Here is a 15,080-nt window from a genome sequence, read left to right as displayed (position 1 = left end):
CGGATCGCCGGTCACGCCTGCGCGGAGCCGGGGGCGGCCGGCGCCGACCCACCTGGCTCACCAGACCCGGCGTCGGGCTGGTCGTCCGCCGCCACCGACCGGTGCGGCGCCACGTGCAGCGCCGCCGGGGTGAGCACGCCGTTCGCCGCCCAGCGGGAGAAGCCCGCCGACGTCGCCAAGGAATACCTCCAGGACAAGGGCCTGCTCAGCTAGTCGCGGGTCGGGCGCCCCGCCGTCGCGCCGCCCCTGCGGCGCCGGCGTGGCGGTGGGGTGCGTCCGTATCACGGTTTTTTCGGCCCCGGCAGTTGGCATCGGGGATAGGGCTCGGTATTGTGGCGGGAAGCGTCCGTCCTGACCATCTCACGGACAAAGGTGTGCACGTGAAGCGGGTTCCCCGTTTTGTCGACCGGTCGCGTGCGGGACGCCGCACCGACGGGCTGTTCGGCTTCGACCCGGATCCGGCGGATGCTGCGGAGCCGGCCGCGGATGAAACCCGGACGTTCGAGATTCACGCCCTCGGCCCCTCCGGCTCCGGAAAAACCGTCTTCACCGCGAGCCTCTACCACCGATTGTTGATCCGGCGCCCCGAATACTCGTTCTATCTGAAGTCCGACCACGCCAGCTCGGCCTATCTCAACGGGGTCTACAACCAGGTCGCCGATGCCGACGAGGACTGGCCCATCGCCAGCCAGGATGTCCGGGAATGGAACTTCACGACCTGCGTGCAGTCCGCGGCGGGTGATTTCGAGCCGCTGCGCTTCCGGCTGCTGGACTATCCGGGCGGCATCCTGACCAACCCGCGCGGCGCCCAGGACGCCACGGTCAGCGGGCTGGTGGACCGGCTTCGCTCCGCCAACGCCCTGTTCGTCCTGCTCGACGGCCAGGCGATGCTGGCGCTGTTGCAGAACGAGGAGCTCGGCGCGCGTTACCTCGCCTTCGACATCATCAGCAGCCTGGAGATCGCCCAGCAAAGCCGGTGTCCGGTGCAGTTCGTCGTGACCAAATGGGATCTGCTCGACGGCCGTTACTCCCTGGACCAGCTACGGCAACGGCTGATGCTGGACGAGAACTTCCGGGACCTGGTGCGGTCGAAGGCCGAGGACACCCCGGCGACGATCCGGCTGTTCCCGGTCAGCTCGGTCGGCTCCGGGTTCGCGGCTATGACCGAGTACGGCGAGATGCGCAAGTCCGGTCGCCCGCCCCAGCCGCACAACATCGAGCTTCCACTGCTCGCCGTGCTGCCGGACTTCCTTCAGTTCGCCTACACGGAGATCCGGGCCCGGGAGGTGCTGCTTGCCGATCGCAAGCAGTCCGCCGGCCGGCTCCCGCCGATGCTCTCGCGGCAGTTGCAGCCGTTGATGCAGGGCATGGCCGACACCGGAATCCCGCGGCTGCGCAAGGCGATCATGACCCGCTACCCGGGGCTGGAGAAAATGCTGCCGGAAAGCGTGTTCCGCGAGGTCTTCAGCTACGCCGAGATCCTCGCGCAGGGCCAGGCCGCCCGGGCGCGGATGGGTCGCCAGCGGTACGCCGACGATCTGATGCGCCGCCGGCAGGGCATCACCGACGAGCTGTCGGCGCTCCAACTGATCCAGATGCAGTGCGAGGACCGCGTCAGCGGGTACGAGGAGGCGAATCCGACCTCGGTCCTCGCCGGCGGCACGCGACACTTCTCGCCCGAGACGGTCGGGCAGGACGGCTAGCCGGCCCATGACCGGTTCCTGGATGTTCCTGGTCACCCGCAACCGCGAGCTGGACTGGCGGGCGATCCTCGCGCCCGGCTTCCTCATCGATGCGAACGACGACTTCCAGCTCGTGACGCGGACCGCCGCGCCCGCCCATCCGCAGCCGCCCACGGCCCGCCCGCTGGACGTGCCGGGGCGCGCACAGCTGACCCTGCTCTACCGCAGCCGCCCCGCCGGCGAGGTGCTGGGCCTGCCCACGGCCCGGGACCGGTTCGGCCGACCGATCTTCGTGGTGGAGGGCATGGTCGTGGACCGGCCGGTGTCCCCGCCGCCGGCGATGATCCAGGCGGCGATCGAGGACGGGCTGACCGGCCTGGAGGACCTGGTCCGCGCTTTCTGGCAGCAGTCCGACGAGGCCGCGCCGCCGCAGGTGGCGCCGTGCCGGCCGATCACGCTCTGAACGACCCGCGCGGCCGGGGTCCGGCGGCCCGTGGTGGGCGTCGACCGGGTGGCAGTGGCCCACGCCACGCCGGGCCCGCGGCGCCGGCGTCCGGGCACGGGGGCCGCGAGCAGGCGGAATCCGCGAGGATGGGGGGGTGACCGGCAACCCGACCGCCCCGGCGGCCACCTCCGAGACCACGCCCGCCGCGAGCCCCGGTGCGCAGAGCACCAGCACCGCCGAGCAGCCGTACCGCGAGCTGGGGCTCACCGACGACGAATACGCGCGGATCGTGGCCACCCTCGGCCGCCGCCCCACCGACGCCGAGCTCGCGATGTACTCGGTGATGTGGAGCGAGCACTGCTCCTACAAGTCCTCCAAGGTGCATCTGCGGCAGTTCCGGGACACCCCGTCCACCGACCGGCTGCTCGTCGGCATGGGGGAGAACGCCGGCGTCGTCGACGTCGGCGAGGGCCTGGCCGTCACCTTCAAGATCGAGTCGCATAACCATCCGAGCTTCGTCGAGCCGTATCAGGGGGCGGCGACCGGCGTCGGGGGCATCGTCCGCGACATCCTGACCATGGGGGCCCGGCCGATCGCCGTGCTCGACCCGCTGCGCTTCGGCGACGCCGACGCGCCCGACACGGCGCGGACGCTGCCCGGGGTGGTCGCCGGCATCGGCGGCTACGGCAACTGCCTCGGCCTGCCCACGATCGGCGGCGAGATCGTGTTCGACCCGACCTACGCCGGCAACCCGCTGGTCAACGCGCTCTGCGTCGGGGTGATGCCGGTCGGCCGGGTGCAGACCTCGGCGGCCACCGGAGTCGGCAACGCCGTGGTCCTGCTGGGCGCGAAGACCGGCCGGGACGGGATCGGCGGCGTGTCCGTGCTGGCGTCGGCGACCTTCGACGAGGGCGGCGGCCCGGCCCGGCGGCCGTCGGTGCAGGTCGGTGACCCGTTCACCGAGAAGATCCTGATCGAGTCCTGCCTGGAGCTGTTCGACCGTGGGCTCGTCACCGGCATTCAGGACCTCGGCGGCGCCGGGCTGACCTGCGCGCTGACGGAGACGACCGCGGCGGGGCTCGCCACCGGCCAGCCCGGTGGCATGGACGTCGACCTGGACCTGGTGCCGCTGCGCGAGCCGTCGATGGCCGCGCACGAGGTGCTGGCCAGCGAGTCCCAGGAGCGGATGCTCGCGATCGTCACGCCCGAGGCGCTGCCCGAGGTCCTCGCGCTCGCCGAGCGCTGGGGGGTGCTCGCGACCAGGATCGGCACCGTCACCGACACCGGGCGGCTGATCGTGCGCTGGCACGGCGAGGTCGTCGTCGACGTGCCGCCCGGCTCGCTCGCCGACGATGGCCCCGTCTACGAGCGGCCGCTGCGCCGCCCCGCCGACCTCGACCTGGTCCGGGCGGACGGCCCGACGGCGGCCCGGCTGGCCCGGCCGACCACCGGGGCGCAGCTACGCCAGACCCTGCTGCGGATGATCGCCTCCCCCAACCTGTGCTCCCGGGCCTGGGTGACCGACCAGTACGACCGGTACGTGCAGGCGGCCACGGTCCTCGCCCAGCCGGAGGACGCCGGCGTGCTACGGCTGTCCGAGGAGACCGGGCTCGGCATCGCGCTGGCCACCGACGGCAACGGGCGCTACGCCCGGCTCGACCCGTTCGCCGGCGCTCAGCTCGCCCTCGCCGAGGCGTGCCGCAACGTCAGCGCCGCGGGGTCGGTGCCGATCGCCGTGACGAACTGCCTGAACTTCGGCTCCCCGGAGGATCCCGAGGTGATGTGGCAGTTCGCGCAGGCGTGCGCGGGCCTCGCCGAGGGCTGCCGGCGCCTGGGCCTGCCGGTCACCGGCGGCAACGTGTCGTTCTACAACCAGACGGGCGCCGCCCCGATCCACCCGACCCCGGTGATCGGGGTGCTGGGCCTGTTCGACGACGTCGCCCGGCGCACCCCGATCGGGTTCACCGACGAGGGGGATGCGCTGATCCTGCTCGGCGAGACCGCCGACGAGTTCGGCGGCTCCGAGTGGGCCTGGGTGACCCACCGCCACCTCGGCGGAGCGCCGCCGGCGGTCGACTTCGCCCGGGAGAAGCTGCTCGGGGAGGTCCTCGTCGCCGGTTCCCGCGACGGCATGCTCACCGCCGCCCACGACCTGTCCGAGGGGGGACTCGCGCAGGCCCTCGTCGAGTCGTGTCTGCGCGGCGGGCGCGGCGCCCGGATCGTCCTGGGTGACGGAACCGACCCGTTCGTCGAGCTGTTCAGCGAGTCGGCCGGGCGCGCCGTCGTCGCCGTGCCCCGCTCGGAGGAGCTGCGCTTCACGGACATGTGCACGGTCCGCGGCCTGCCGTGGCGGCGCATCGGCGTCGTCGACGGCGACGCGCTCGACGTGCAGGACGCGTTGCGCATCGGCCTCGACGAGCTGCGCGACGCCCACGAGGGCACCCTGCCCGCCCTGTTCGGCCGCACCGCCTGAGCCGGACCCCCGCTGCCGAGGCCGGCCCGGTCGGCGTCCCCGCCGCGGGACGCCGACCGGGCCGGCGACGCCCGCACCGCGGGACCGGACCCGGGACGGGGCGGAACGGGCCTCGGGTCACGGGCCTCGGGTCACGGGCCTCGGGTTAGGAGTGGCCGTAGGGCTCCGGGTCGGCGGCGTCCCCGGCCTGCTCGTCCGGCTCGGCGTCCGTCACCGAGCCGGGGCTGTGCGCGGCGACGCCGATCAGCTCGACGTCCATCGGCTCCAGATCGGAGGGGTCCTCGTCGAAGACGACCGGCTCCGGGTGCGCTGACGGCGCCACCAGCGCCTCGGAATGCGCGCCGCAGCCGTGATCGATGGCGGTGACCCGACCGTCGTCGGGGGCCAGCTCGTTGGCGCAGACGCCGAAGATCCGGCCGAGCGCGCCCGCGAGGCGGACGTGGAAACCGCAGGTCAGGCACGAGGCGGGGGCGACCTTGGCAATCGAGGCATCCGGCCCGGCGTCGCCGGCGTACCAGCGCTCGACGGCCTCCTCCCGGCCGGTGACGGACAGCACCCGGGCCCGGCCGAGACCGAGCTCCAAGTAGTCGTCGGTATCGACGAGCTCCTCGACGTCCTCCACGCGCAGCGCGAGCCGGGGATCGTCGATCGCCGTGGGCAGCAGGTCGCCGACGCCCACGTCGCCCGGCCGCAGCCGCTCCGACCACGGCACCCACGCCGGCGCCAGCAGCGCGCCCTCGCCCGGCATCAGCACCACGTCGTCGACCGTGACCTTGCGCACCCGCGAGGCGCGGGTGACGACGACCGTCCAGGCCCAGCCCGGGTAGGCGGGCGAGGCGCAGGCGAAGCGGTGCAGCACGATCCGGTCGCCCTCGGCCTCGACGCCGAGGTGCTCGCCGACCTCGCTCTCGCCGCCCGCCTGCTCGACCGCGGCCGCGCGGGCCAGGTCCACGGCGGCGGCGCACACCGCATCCACCGCCGGCTCCCGCGACGCCCGGACCGCCCGGACCGCCCGGGACCGCGCGGCCGGCACCGCCGGGTCCGCGACCGGCTCGGTGGTGATGGTCACGTCGGGCGGCGGCGCCGCGGTGGTGGTGGACGACGCCCGAGGGCGAGTCCGTGGGGTCGACGCGTCGGCGTCCGTCGCCGGAGCCGTTGTCACCGTTGTCACGTCTGGGACCTCCGCGCTGCCCTGGGCCGTTGCACCCGCCGTGAGCTCCGCACCGGCCGCACCCGCAGCGTCCGGTACCGAATCCGCACCGAAGGTAACGGATGGATCCGGCGGCTCGGTCGTGGTGGAACGAACCTCGTGAGCATCCACGCAACGTATTCTCACCCACGGACACTCGCACCGCCCGACGTGGTCGTAGGAGCGCAGGCCAGGGACGAGGACACTCGGCATGGTGAACCTGGGCAGCACCGTCTCGAACAACCTGCGAAGGCTGCGGTCGAGCGTGCGCGGCGACGGCGCCGACCGGACCGGGCTGTCCGCCCTCACCGAGCTGTCCTTCGTGAACGCCGCGGGCGACGCGCTGGTGACCGTCGCGCTGGCCGGGTCACTGTTCTTCTCGGTGCCCTCCGGCGAGGCCCGGTCGAAGGTCGCCTTGTACCTGCTCATCACCATGGTGCCATTCGCATTGTTGGCGCCGGTCATCGGGCCGCTGCTCGACCGGGTCGCCCACGGCCGGCGCACGGCGCTCGCAGCCCTCTGCCTGGGCCGCGGCCTGCTGGCCTGGCAGCTCGCCGGGGCGCTGCACGGGCTGGCCGTCTACCCGCTGGCCCTCGGCCTGCTCGTGCTCTCCCGTGGCTTCGGCGTGGCGCGCAGCGCCGTCATTCCCCGGGTCGCCCCGGCCGAGCTCACCCTGGTCAAGGTCAACTCGCGGATCTCGCTGGTCAACATCGTTGCCGGCGCCATCGTGGCACCGCTCGGGCTGGGCATCGCGCACATCCCGTTCGTCGGCTATCCGTGGGTGCTGCGGCTGTGCGCGATCGTCTACATGGCCGGCGTCCTGCTGGCCTTCAACCTCCCCCGGCACGTCGACTCGGCGGCCGGCGAGCTGCCGCTGCGCGCCCCGGTCGCGCCCGGCGACGGCCGGCGCGGGCTCGGGGCCCGGCTGCGGGCGTTCCTCGGCGCGCTGCCGGTGGCCCTGCGCGCCACGGCAGTCCTGCGCGGCCTGGTCGGCTTTCTCACCTTCTATCTCGCCTTCCTGCTGCGGACCAACGGCGGCAACAGCCTGTGGCTGGGCGGCCTGGCCGTGGCCGCGGGCGTCGGCAGCGGGCTCGGCGTGTTCATCGGCGGCCGGCTCGGCCGGCGACGCCCGGAGGGCATCCTCATGCTCGCCTTGGTGCTGGCGGCCGGGGGATGTCTCGGCGCCGCCATCACCTACACCAGGTTCACCTCGCTCGTCGCGGCGCTGCTGGCCACCATGGCCGGCTCGATGGGCAAGCTGGCGCTCGACGCCGTCGTCCAGCGCGACATCCCGGAGGCGACGCGCAACTCCGCATTCGCCCGCTCCGAGACCGCGCTCCAGCTCACCTGGGTCGCCGGTGGCGCCCTCGGGCTCATCGAGATGCCCGGGACGGTCGGCTTCGCGGTGGCCGCCGCCGTCGTCTGCAGCACGCTGTTCGTCCAGGCCGGCGCGCTGCGCCGCTCGCGCCTGGCGGCCCGGGACCGGCTGCAGGGCGCCGACCTCCGGCCGCCGGGCGGCGCCGTCCCGACGGGTGGACCCGCCGGTGCCGTCCCCGCCCCCCTCGGCCAGCCCACCGTCGGCCAGCCCACCGTCGGCCAGCCCACCGTCGGCCAGCCCGGTATGGGACAGGCCGGGTGGGCGTACCCGCCCGGCGTCGCCGGGTACCCGCCGGGTGCCCAGCCCCAGACGCCACAGCCGGACCCGGCGGCGGTGGTGTCCGCGCCGGTGCCGTCCGTCGCCCCCTGGCGGGATGCGTCGGCGCCCATCCCGCCCACCCTGGAGGACCCCACCCGCCCGGACGCGCCGCGGCAGCGCCGGGGGCTGGGCCGGCGGCGGCGGGACTGACCTCGCCGGCCTGATCGGCCCCGCCGGGGACGACGTGACACCGCTCACGACGCCGCCCTGGCACCACCCGCGGACGCCTCGCCCCGGGACGCCGCGACACCGGCGGCGATAACCTCCGAGCGTGCGCACGTCAACGCGGTCCCGTCGGGTGCCGTTCCCACGGCTCGCCGCGATCATCGCCGCCGTTGCCGCAGTCGGCCTCGGGGTCGCCGGCTGTGACCGCCCGACCCCGCTGGTGACGATGGAGTCGGGCGGGGACTTCGTGAAGACGAACGCGGCCCAGTACCTGCGGGACGGCGCCCTCATCGAGCGATCGGTCTCGCCGCCGCACCTGGCTGCCAGGCCCGGGGGCAGCCTCAACATCGACGTTCCGACCTCGGTCGCCGATCGCGGCTACTTCCTCTCGGTCAACAACGAGCGGATCACCGAAACGATCACCGACACCCACTACCGCTACCTGCTCCCGAACGTGCAGGGGACGGTGAACCTCGTGGTCTTCGCCGCGCCCACCGACGCGAAGTCGACCACGGCATCCGGGAGCTGGCCGTTCGTGGTCTCGATCAAGCCCTGACCCGCATCCCGCTGCGCCGGCCGCCCGCGCCGGCCGCCCGCGCGGCGGCCCGCCCGGCGACCGCCGGGGCCGAACCGGGGGACGTACCAACCCGGGTACCCCCGTTGCCACCGGCCATGGCCCTGGCATGCGCGCAGCGTGCCCTTGGCCGCTATCAGGACCACGCAGCGTCGACCGTGATGCTAAGGTCCGGCAACAAGTCCGATTTGCACCACATCGAAAACCCCGTGCCGTTACATCGCCGTCCGGCGCGGTCGCATTCGAGTAGATCGACCGACAGCGCATGACGGCAGACGAGGACATTCCAGATCATGATCCGGACCTGGTCGTGAGCCGCACCCTGATCGTCACCGCGGTGACAGCCGAGGCAGACGCGGTGTGCGCAGGGCTGATGGGTAGCTGGTCGCGCGGACGGACGAGGTTGCCGGCCGGGCCGGGCAACCTGGTTTCCCCCGACTGGGACCGCCAGCTGCTCACCACGTCGACGTTGGGCCCCTACGTCGGCCGCCGGCGTGGCCCGGTCACCGTCCTCGCCGCGGGCACCGGCGGTCCGGCCGCCGCCGCCGGCACCGCGGCGGCCCTGGCGGTCGCGAGCGCGGCCGGGCAACCGTTCGATCTCGTGGTGGCCATGGGCGTCGCGGGCGGGTTCCGCGGCTGGGCGGAGATCGGCGACATCGTCGTCGCCGAGCGGATGGTCGCGGCGGATCTGGGCGCCGAGTCCGGTCTCGACGAGGAGCCCCCGTCGGCGCCCGCCGGCCGGATCAGCGAGATGGACCGCAACCTCGGCTTCCATGCCACCGGCGCGCCGACCCACCGGGGCCCCGACGGACGCGGCCCGATCGGCGGCGGGGCGTTTCTCACCCTGGACGACCTGGGCCTCGGCTCGTCCACCGCGCGCCCCGAGCCGGAGCTGGTGTCACGGCTGCACACCGTGCTCGATGCCACCGGCCGGCGGATCGTCACAGGTACCGTGGTCAGCGTGTCGACCGTGACGGGCACGGAGCGCCGGGCCAGCGCCCTCACCGAGCGGCTGGACCCGGTGGCTGAGGCGATGGAGGGCTACGCCGTCGCCCTGGCCGCGCGGTCCTTCGGCGTCCCCGCCGCGGAGATCCGCGCCATCAGCAATCCGGTCGGCCGCCGGGACCGCGCCGGCTGGAACCTGCCGGCCGCGCTGGCCAGCCTGCGTACGGCCGCGGCGGCGCTGGTCGCGCACCCGGAGGGCCTGGTCGCCGCCGAGGCGCTGCCCGCCACCAGCGGCGAGACGGCGACGGCGGGCTCCGGCCCCCAGCACGGCAGCAACGGCACGCGCTGACGAGTCCGCACGACGAGACTTCAGGCGGACGGCCTACGGCGGACGCGAGCGATCGGCGGGACAGACACCGACGAGCGGGAGGACACCGGGATGAGCGAGCGCCGGACGGTCACGACGCGGGACACCCAGCCGCTGTCCCTGGCCATCTCCCCGTGTCCCAACGACACGTTCGCCTTCCACGCCCTGGCCCACGGGCTGGTGCCGGACGCGCCCGCGGTGACAGTGACGTTCGCCGACATCGACGTGCTGAACTCCCGGGCGGCCGAGCGGCGTGACGATCTGGTCAAGGTTTCCTATGGCGCCCTGCCGTGGCTGCTGGCCGACTACCAGCTGCTGACCTCCGGCGGGGCGCTGGGCCGCGGCTGCGGCCCGCTGGTCCTCACCGCCGGCCGCACCGACCTGCGCGATGCGCGGGTCGCCATCCCCGGCACCCGCACCACCGCCTACCTGCTGTTCCGGCTGTGGGCCGCCGATCGTGGCGTGGCCAGCATCGACGTGGTGCCGTTCGAGAAGATCATGCCGGCGGTCCAGGAGGGCCGGTATGACGCGGGGCTGGTCATCCACGAGTCGCGGTTCACCTACCCCTCGTACGGGCTGACGGCACTCGCCGACCTCGGCGACTGGTGGGAGGAGCAGACCTCGCTGCCGATCCCGCTCGGCGCGATCCTCGCCCGCCGCGAGCTGGACGGCGCCGTGCTGTCCGCCGCGGTGCGCGCCAGCGTCGCCGCCGGGTTCGCCGACCCGTCCGCAAGCGCCGACTACGTCCTCGCCCACTCCCAGGAGATGGCGCCCGACGTCGTCGACGCCCACATCAAGCTGTACGTCAACGAGTTCAGCCTCGATCTCGGCGACGAGGGGTTCGCCGCCATCGAGACGCTGCTCGCCCGCGCCGCCGACGCGGAGCTCGTGCCGAGGCTGCGCCAGCCGTTGCGCTGAGCCGGGAGGTCGTCGGCTGTCCCGACTGCTGAAGTAGGTGGCAGGATGGCAACGTGAGTTCTGATCAGATCCCGGCCGTCAGCGTCGCCGACCTGCCTGCCGACCTGTCCGCGGACGGTGCCCCTCTGCTCGTGGATGTCCGGGAGCCCGACGAGTGGTCCGCCGGGCACATCGCCGACGCCCTGCACATCCCGATGGGTGAGCTCGTCGCCCGGCTCGACGAGGTTCCCCGCGGGCACGACGTGATCGTCGTGTGCCGGTCCGGCGGCCGCTCCGCCGCCGTCACGGGCTACCTCGCCCAGGGCGGCTGGCAGGTCCGCAACCTCACCGACGGGATGCTCGCCTGGCAGGCCCATGGCCGGCCGATGGTGAGCGAGAGCGGCGCCGCGCCCACCGTCCTCTGAATTCCGCGGTTCCGCCCGAGACGTCACAACCCGCGAGTTCACCAACACCTGCGCAGGACAGACCGCCTGCCAGGACCGACCCGGGCCGCCCGCCCCGACCGCCATCCGTCTCGGCTGGTCGGGGCCGGCCGGCTCAGCTCGCGGCGCTCGCGCTGGGCTCGGCCGACGCGTCCTCGACCCGCACCACGTAGTCCTCGATGACCGGGTTGGCCAGCAGGGTCGACGCAAGATGCTCGACCCGCGCAAGCACCGCGCCGTCCAGCGCCACCCCGTCCGCCAGCTCCAGCTCGAAACGCTTGCCCTGGCGGACGCCGACGATCCCGCTCACCCCGAGGCGCGGCAGCGCGTTGAGCACCGCCTGCCCCTGCGGGTCGAGGATCTCCGGCTTGAGCATCACATCCACCACAACCCTGGTCACACCCGCGGACACTACCGGCCCGGCGGCCCCGTCGGCGGGGATTGCGCCGAGTGCCGGCCCGTCGTCACGCCGCCGCCCGCGCTGGTGGCCGCGCGGGCGGCGGATCGTCCGGCGACGACCGTCCGTCGGGTCCGGCCTAAGCTCGGTTGATGCCGTCCTGGAAGGCATCAGCCCCGGTGGTCGGATTCGACCTCGATCTGACCCTGCTGGATGCCCGCGCCGGCATCCGGGCCACCCTCGCCGCGCTGTCCGGCGAAACCGGGGTGGCCGTCGACGCCGACCTGGTCGTCTCCCGGCTCGGACCGCCGCTGGAGACCGAGCTCGCCCACTGGTTCCCCGCCGCGGACGTGCCCGCCATCGCCGCCCGCTACCGGGAGCTGTCCGCCGTGCACGCGGTCCCCGCGTCGGTGCCGATGCCGGACGCGCGCGCCGCGGTGGACGCGGTGCGCCGGCTCGCCGGCCGCGTCGTCGTCGTCACCGCCAAGAGCACCGCGCTCGCCCGGGCGAGTCTGGACCGCATCGGCATCGCCGCCGACGCGGTCGAGGGAGCCCTGTTCGCGCGGACGAAGGGGGCCGCCCTGCTCACCCATCGGGTGGACGTCTTCGTCGGGGATCACGTCGGCGACATGATCGGCGCGCGGGAGGGCGGCGCGCTCGCGGTGGGCGTGACCACGGGCCCCTGCTCGGCGGGGGAGCTGCGCACCGCCGGCGCGGACGTCGTCCTGGCCCGGCTCGGCGAGTTCCCGCCCTGGCTGCTGGGCGAGGCCGCCCGCCGGCGTTGACCCCAGATCAGGCGGTCGGGGCCGAGACGCCGGCGCCGGGATCGGCTCGCGTGTCCGCACCGGGGCGGCCGTCGGGATCGCCGTGGAGTGCGGGTTCGGGGCGGCCGAGGGGCGGTTCGACCGGGAGGTGCGGGTTGGTCCGGTACAGGTCCGGATCGGCCTCCTCGGGGATCCGGGAGCGGACGGCGGCGAGCACCCCGGTCAGCGCGACGGCGAACCCGACGGTCAGCCCGCCGCCGGCGACGGCGTTCAGCCACGTCGGCAGGTTCCTGACCCCGAAGAAGAAGGGGATCACCGCGACCGCGGCGGCGACCAGGCCGATCCCGAACAGCCCGCATCCTGCCCGCACGAGCCGGTCCGCGCGGCCCGCCACCGGCCCGGCCTGGGGCCCGGCCTGCTCGGACGGCGTCGGCGTCGGCGGCACGCCCGACAGCCTACGGGGGCCGGCGAGGACGGCCGGGGTGCCCGGCTCAGGACGGGCACCCCACGGCGGCGGTCAGACGACCGGTGCGCCCTCGCCCTGCTGGTGCGCGCCCCGTTCGACGTGCTCGCGGTAGTTCGCGGCCTCCCGGTCGGACACGGCCAAACCCTCGGCCGCGCGGCTCGCCTCGGGATCGTCCGGGCCGCCGTCCGCGCCGAGCACGGCCTCGTCCCGAGCCCGGCTGCGCTCGGCCTCCTCGAAGTCCTCCGGGGTACGAAAGTCCTCGCGATCGGGATTCGCCATCGAAACGCCTCCTGCCATCGGGGGCCGGCCGTCCAGTCCGGACGGTCGGCCCAGGGTCAGGACCTGGCATGCCCGGGGTACACCCCGGATAACACCGGGGAGGGCACCGTCACTGGTGAGGTCCGGCCGACAGCCGATCGCGACCGAAGACCCCGCGCGTGGTGCGGTCGGCGGATAGCCTGGGACTCCCTCAGCTTTCGTCGCGTTGTCCTGTCGTTACACAGAACGAGGTCGCCCGTGCCCACCGGCAAAGTCAAGTGGTTCGACGTCGACAAGGGCTTCGGCTTTCTCAGCCGCGACGACGGCGGCGACGTCTTCGTCCACAAGGCCGCCCTCCCGGCGGGGGTGGAGCGGCTCAAGCCGGGCGACCGGGTGGAGTTCGGCGTCGCGGCCGGGCGGCGCGGGGACCAGGCGCTGTCGGTCCGGCTGCTGGCCGCGCCGCCGTCGGTCGCCAAGGCGGCCGCGCACGCCGCCCGGCGCAGCCCCGACGAGCTGCACAGCATGGTCGAAGACATGATCAAGGTGTTGGACGACGTGCAACGCGATCTGCGCCGCGGGCGCTACCCGGACCGCCGGATCGCGCAGCGGGTGGCCAAGGTCGTGCACGCCGTCGCCAATGAGCTGGAGGCATAGGCGGCGGGGAGTCGATCCTCACGGCTCCGTGGGCGGCAGGAAGCTCACCCGGCGGCCGCAACCGGTGCACACCGCCACCTGCGAGCCGGGTTCGTCATCGGACGCAACGAGATGGGTCAACGGGATCGGCCCGTCGCACCAGGGGCACAGCAGCCACGGCCCGTCGACGCTGCGGGAGCCGCCGCCGGTGGCGGCGGTCACCGGTTCACCGCCGCACCCGAGGCGCGCCGGCGCGAGCGCGCCGCTTCTCCGGGCCGGGCGCGTGACACGGGCAGCCGGGCCAGGGGGGCCCACCGGCCACGGCCCGCGCTGCCCCACCGGTAATCACTCACCCACGATGCCCCATCCCGGACCGGACTCGGGCCACTATCGCAACACATTGTCGGCCAACCGACCCGAACGACCGGCCGGGAGCCCGTGCGTGCCGGAGAGCACCCGCGGTGCGGCAGACTGCGAACGGAGACAACGCGACCCAGGAACGCCGGCGAACCCCGACCGCCGCGTGGCGCCGGACGGGGGCGAGCTGGTAGCGGGTCGAGTCCGGGCCGTGCGTGGGATCGGGAGCTGAGAGGCATTCGCGTGACAACCAGTGGGCAGCGGTCGTGATCACATCCGTAGGGTGCTGACCGTGGTCGACGACGCCGCGGGCCCGAACCCCCGCACCGATCCGGGCGACCCGCTCAACCCCCACGAGCCGCGGTCCATCGGCCCCTACGCCCTCATCAGCCGCCTGGGCGTCGGCGGGATGGGCACGGTCTACCTGGCCCGCAACACCGCCGGGCGGCGGGTCGCAGTGAAGGTCATCCGACCCGACCTCGCGGCCGACGAGGAGTTCCGCCGCCGGTTCCGGGCCGAGGTGGAGGCAGCCCGCCGGGTCGCCCCCTTCTGCACCGCCGAGGTGCTCGACGCCGATCCGAACGCGCCGGCGCCCTACCTGGTCACCGAGTTCATCGACGGCGTCCGGTTGGACGAGCAGGTCGACTCCGGTCCGCTGGCCTCCTCGACCCTGACGGGCCTGGCCGTCGGGGTGGCGACGGCGCTGACCGCCATCCACAGCGCGGGCCTCGTCCACCGCGACCTCAAACCGAGCAACGTGATGCTCTCCCTGTCCGGCCCGCGAGTGATCGACTTCGGCATCGCGCAGGCGTTGGAGGGCGCGAAGGCCAAGCCGACGGCGTGGGGGTTCGGCTCGGCCGGCTGGATGGCGCCCGAGCAGGTGCACGGCCGGCCGATCGGACCCGAGGCGGACGTCTTCGCCTGGGGCATCCTCATCGCCTACGCCGGCACCGGCCGGCATCCCTTCGGCGACGGCTCGGACATCGACCTCGGCATGCGCATCGTCGGCGCAGCCCCGGACCTGCGCGGTCTGCGGGAGCCGCTGGTCGGGCTGGTCAGCGCCGCCCTGGCGAAGCATCCCGACGACCGGCCGAGCGCCCGGGAGCTGCTGCTGCGGCTCATCGCGCAGCCGCCGGCCCGCGGTGGCCCCGCCCTCGGGCCGGCCATCGGGCCGGCCATCGGCCAGGTCGAGGAGCTGCTCAACCGCACCGGCGAGGTGCCCCGCCCGGCGCCGACGCGGGTGGGTCCGGTGACCTCGGCTCCCGCCCGCCGGGCGCCCTGGGACGGTGCGGGCCCCGCGGCGAGGCCGGCCGGCCCACCGGGGCGCGC

Annotated in this window: 17 protein-coding genes; 11 read left to right on the top strand and 6 right to left on the bottom strand. The window is 74.2% G+C overall.

Annotated elements, in window-relative coordinates:
• Nucleotides 1-11: 11 nt before the first annotated feature.
• Nucleotides 12-179 (bottom strand): hypothetical protein, encoded by a 168-nt coding sequence (locus tag FRAQA3DRAFT_RS35395; protein ID WP_157467621.1) that lies wholly within the window; start codon nucleotides 177-179, stop codon nucleotides 12-14.
• Nucleotides 180-380: 201 nt separating this feature from the next.
• Between FRAQA3DRAFT_RS35395 and FRAQA3DRAFT_RS23775 the strand changes: the two genes are divergently transcribed.
• The 3 genes from FRAQA3DRAFT_RS23775 to purL all read left to right on the top strand — a co-directional run bounded on the left by FRAQA3DRAFT_RS23775 (nucleotide 381) and on the right by purL (nucleotide 4,600).
• On the top strand, nucleotides 381-1,703 hold the full coding sequence (locus tag FRAQA3DRAFT_RS23775) for a hypothetical protein (protein ID WP_157467619.1): 1,323 nt from the start codon (nucleotides 381-383) through the stop codon (nucleotides 1,701-1,703).
• 7 nt (nucleotides 1,704-1,710) lie between these two features.
• The gene (locus FRAQA3DRAFT_RS23770; protein ID WP_009741600.1) at nucleotides 1,711-2,145 is read left to right on the top strand and encodes a hypothetical protein; all 435 of its coding nucleotides are present in this window, start codon (nucleotides 1,711-1,713) and stop codon (nucleotides 2,143-2,145) included.
• Nucleotides 2,146-2,281: 136 nt separating this feature from the next.
• Entirely contained in the window at nucleotides 2,282-4,600 is a 2,319-nt protein-coding gene (gene purL / locus FRAQA3DRAFT_RS23765; RefSeq protein ID WP_009741599.1) for a phosphoribosylformylglycinamidine synthase subunit PurL, read from the top strand.
• A gap of 145 nt (nucleotides 4,601-4,745) precedes the next feature.
• Here the strand turns inward: purL and FRAQA3DRAFT_RS23760 are convergent, their stop codons facing one another.
• Entirely contained in the window at nucleotides 4,746-5,771 is a 1,026-nt protein-coding gene (locus FRAQA3DRAFT_RS23760) for a DUF3027 domain-containing protein (RefSeq protein ID WP_009741598.1), read from the bottom strand.
• A 229-nt stretch (nucleotides 5,772-6,000) separates the two neighbouring features.
• Here FRAQA3DRAFT_RS23760 and FRAQA3DRAFT_RS23755 point away from each other — a divergent pair, with 229 nt between their 5' ends.
• The 5 genes from FRAQA3DRAFT_RS23755 to FRAQA3DRAFT_RS23735 all read left to right on the top strand — a co-directional run bounded on the left by FRAQA3DRAFT_RS23755 (nucleotide 6,001) and on the right by FRAQA3DRAFT_RS23735 (nucleotide 10,858).
• Nucleotides 6,001-7,635 carry an MFS transporter gene (locus tag FRAQA3DRAFT_RS23755; RefSeq protein ID WP_009741597.1) on the top strand — a complete coding sequence of 545 codons (1,635 nt, stop codon included), beginning with the start codon at nucleotides 6,001-6,003 and terminating at the stop codon, nucleotides 7,633-7,635.
• 148 nt (nucleotides 7,636-7,783) lie between these two features.
• Nucleotides 7,784-8,206, top strand: coding sequence for a hypothetical protein (locus FRAQA3DRAFT_RS23750; RefSeq protein WP_009741596.1), 423 nt, complete (start codon nucleotides 7,784-7,786; stop codon nucleotides 8,204-8,206).
• Nucleotides 8,207-8,489: 283 nt separating this feature from the next.
• A complete protein-coding gene (gene mqnB, locus FRAQA3DRAFT_RS23745; protein ID WP_009741595.1) occupies nucleotides 8,490-9,518 on the top strand; it encodes a futalosine hydrolase in 1,029 nt (342 codons plus the stop codon).
• A gap of 90 nt (nucleotides 9,519-9,608) precedes the next feature.
• The gene (locus tag FRAQA3DRAFT_RS23740) at nucleotides 9,609-10,454 is read left to right on the top strand and encodes a 1,4-dihydroxy-6-naphthoate synthase (RefSeq protein WP_009741594.1); all 846 of its coding nucleotides are present in this window, start codon (nucleotides 9,609-9,611) and stop codon (nucleotides 10,452-10,454) included.
• Nucleotides 10,455-10,507: 53 nt separating this feature from the next.
• Nucleotides 10,508-10,858, top strand: a complete 351-nt coding sequence (locus tag FRAQA3DRAFT_RS23735) for a rhodanese-like domain-containing protein (protein ID WP_009741593.1) — start codon at nucleotides 10,508-10,510, stop codon at nucleotides 10,856-10,858.
• A 133-nt stretch (nucleotides 10,859-10,991) separates the two neighbouring features.
• Here the strand turns inward: FRAQA3DRAFT_RS23735 and purS are convergent, their stop codons facing one another.
• Nucleotides 10,992-11,276, bottom strand: coding sequence for a phosphoribosylformylglycinamidine synthase subunit PurS (purS, locus tag FRAQA3DRAFT_RS23730; protein ID WP_035921420.1), 285 nt, complete (start codon nucleotides 11,274-11,276; stop codon nucleotides 10,992-10,994).
• A 176-nt stretch (nucleotides 11,277-11,452) separates the two neighbouring features.
• On the opposite strand from purS, the gene FRAQA3DRAFT_RS23725 reads away from it, so the two are divergent.
• Complete coding sequence (locus tag FRAQA3DRAFT_RS23725) at nucleotides 11,453-12,058, top strand: HAD family hydrolase (RefSeq protein WP_035921418.1); 606 nt, start codon at nucleotides 11,453-11,455, stop codon at nucleotides 12,056-12,058.
• A 7-nt stretch (nucleotides 12,059-12,065) separates the two neighbouring features.
• On the opposite strand, the gene FRAQA3DRAFT_RS36280 is transcribed toward FRAQA3DRAFT_RS23725, so the two are convergent.
• Nucleotides 12,066-12,482: a hypothetical protein gene (locus FRAQA3DRAFT_RS36280; protein WP_009741590.1), complete on the bottom strand. Its 417-nt coding sequence runs from the start codon at nucleotides 12,480-12,482 to the stop codon at nucleotides 12,066-12,068.
• A 72-nt stretch (nucleotides 12,483-12,554) separates the two neighbouring features.
• On the bottom strand, nucleotides 12,555-12,782 hold the full coding sequence (locus tag FRAQA3DRAFT_RS23715) for a hypothetical protein (RefSeq protein ID WP_009741589.1): 228 nt from the start codon (nucleotides 12,780-12,782) through the stop codon (nucleotides 12,555-12,557).
• Between the two features lie 237 nt (nucleotides 12,783-13,019).
• Here FRAQA3DRAFT_RS23715 and FRAQA3DRAFT_RS23710 point away from each other — a divergent pair, with 237 nt between their 5' ends.
• Nucleotides 13,020-13,415: a cold-shock protein gene (locus FRAQA3DRAFT_RS23710; RefSeq protein WP_009741588.1), complete on the top strand. Its 396-nt coding sequence runs from the start codon at nucleotides 13,020-13,022 to the stop codon at nucleotides 13,413-13,415.
• An 18-nt stretch (nucleotides 13,416-13,433) separates the two neighbouring features.
• Here the strand turns inward: FRAQA3DRAFT_RS23710 and FRAQA3DRAFT_RS23705 are convergent, their stop codons facing one another.
• Nucleotides 13,434-13,616 carry a hypothetical protein gene (locus FRAQA3DRAFT_RS23705; protein ID WP_009741587.1) on the bottom strand — a complete coding sequence of 61 codons (183 nt, stop codon included), beginning with the start codon at nucleotides 13,614-13,616 and terminating at the stop codon, nucleotides 13,434-13,436.
• Between the two features lie 427 nt (nucleotides 13,617-14,043).
• On the opposite strand from FRAQA3DRAFT_RS23705, the gene FRAQA3DRAFT_RS37590 reads away from it, so the two are divergent.
• Nucleotides 14,044-15,080: serine/threonine-protein kinase (locus tag FRAQA3DRAFT_RS37590; RefSeq protein ID WP_009741586.1), on the top strand; the 1,037-nt coding region annotated here is incomplete at its 3' end.

It is taken from the genome of Frankia sp. QA3, from assembly GCF_000262465.1.
Taxonomy (GTDB): Bacteria; Actinomycetota; Actinomycetes; order Frankiales; family Frankiaceae; genus Frankia.
Note: the sequence above shows the minus strand (reverse complement) of the source record. Positions and strands in the feature narration are given on the sequence as shown.

Bases quoted from the DNA above. Each gene is read 5' to 3' on its own strand.
- FRAQA3DRAFT_RS23770 (WP_009741600.1), top strand. From the start codon at position 1,711: ATGACCGGTTCCTGGATGTTCCTGGTCACCCGCAACCGCGAGCTGGAC.
- FRAQA3DRAFT_RS23755 (WP_009741597.1), top strand. From the start codon at position 6,001: ATGGTGAACCTGGGCAGCACCGTCTCGAACAACCTGCGAAGGCTGCGG.
- mqnB (WP_009741595.1), top strand. From the start codon at position 8,490: ATGACGGCAGACGAGGACATTCCAGATCATGATCCGGACCTGGTCGTG.
- FRAQA3DRAFT_RS23740 (WP_009741594.1), top strand. From the start codon at position 9,609: ATGAGCGAGCGCCGGACGGTCACGACGCGGGACACCCAGCCGCTGTCC.
- FRAQA3DRAFT_RS23715 (WP_009741589.1), bottom strand. From the start codon at position 12,782: ATGGCGAATCCCGATCGCGAGGACTTTCGTACCCCGGAGGACTTCGAG.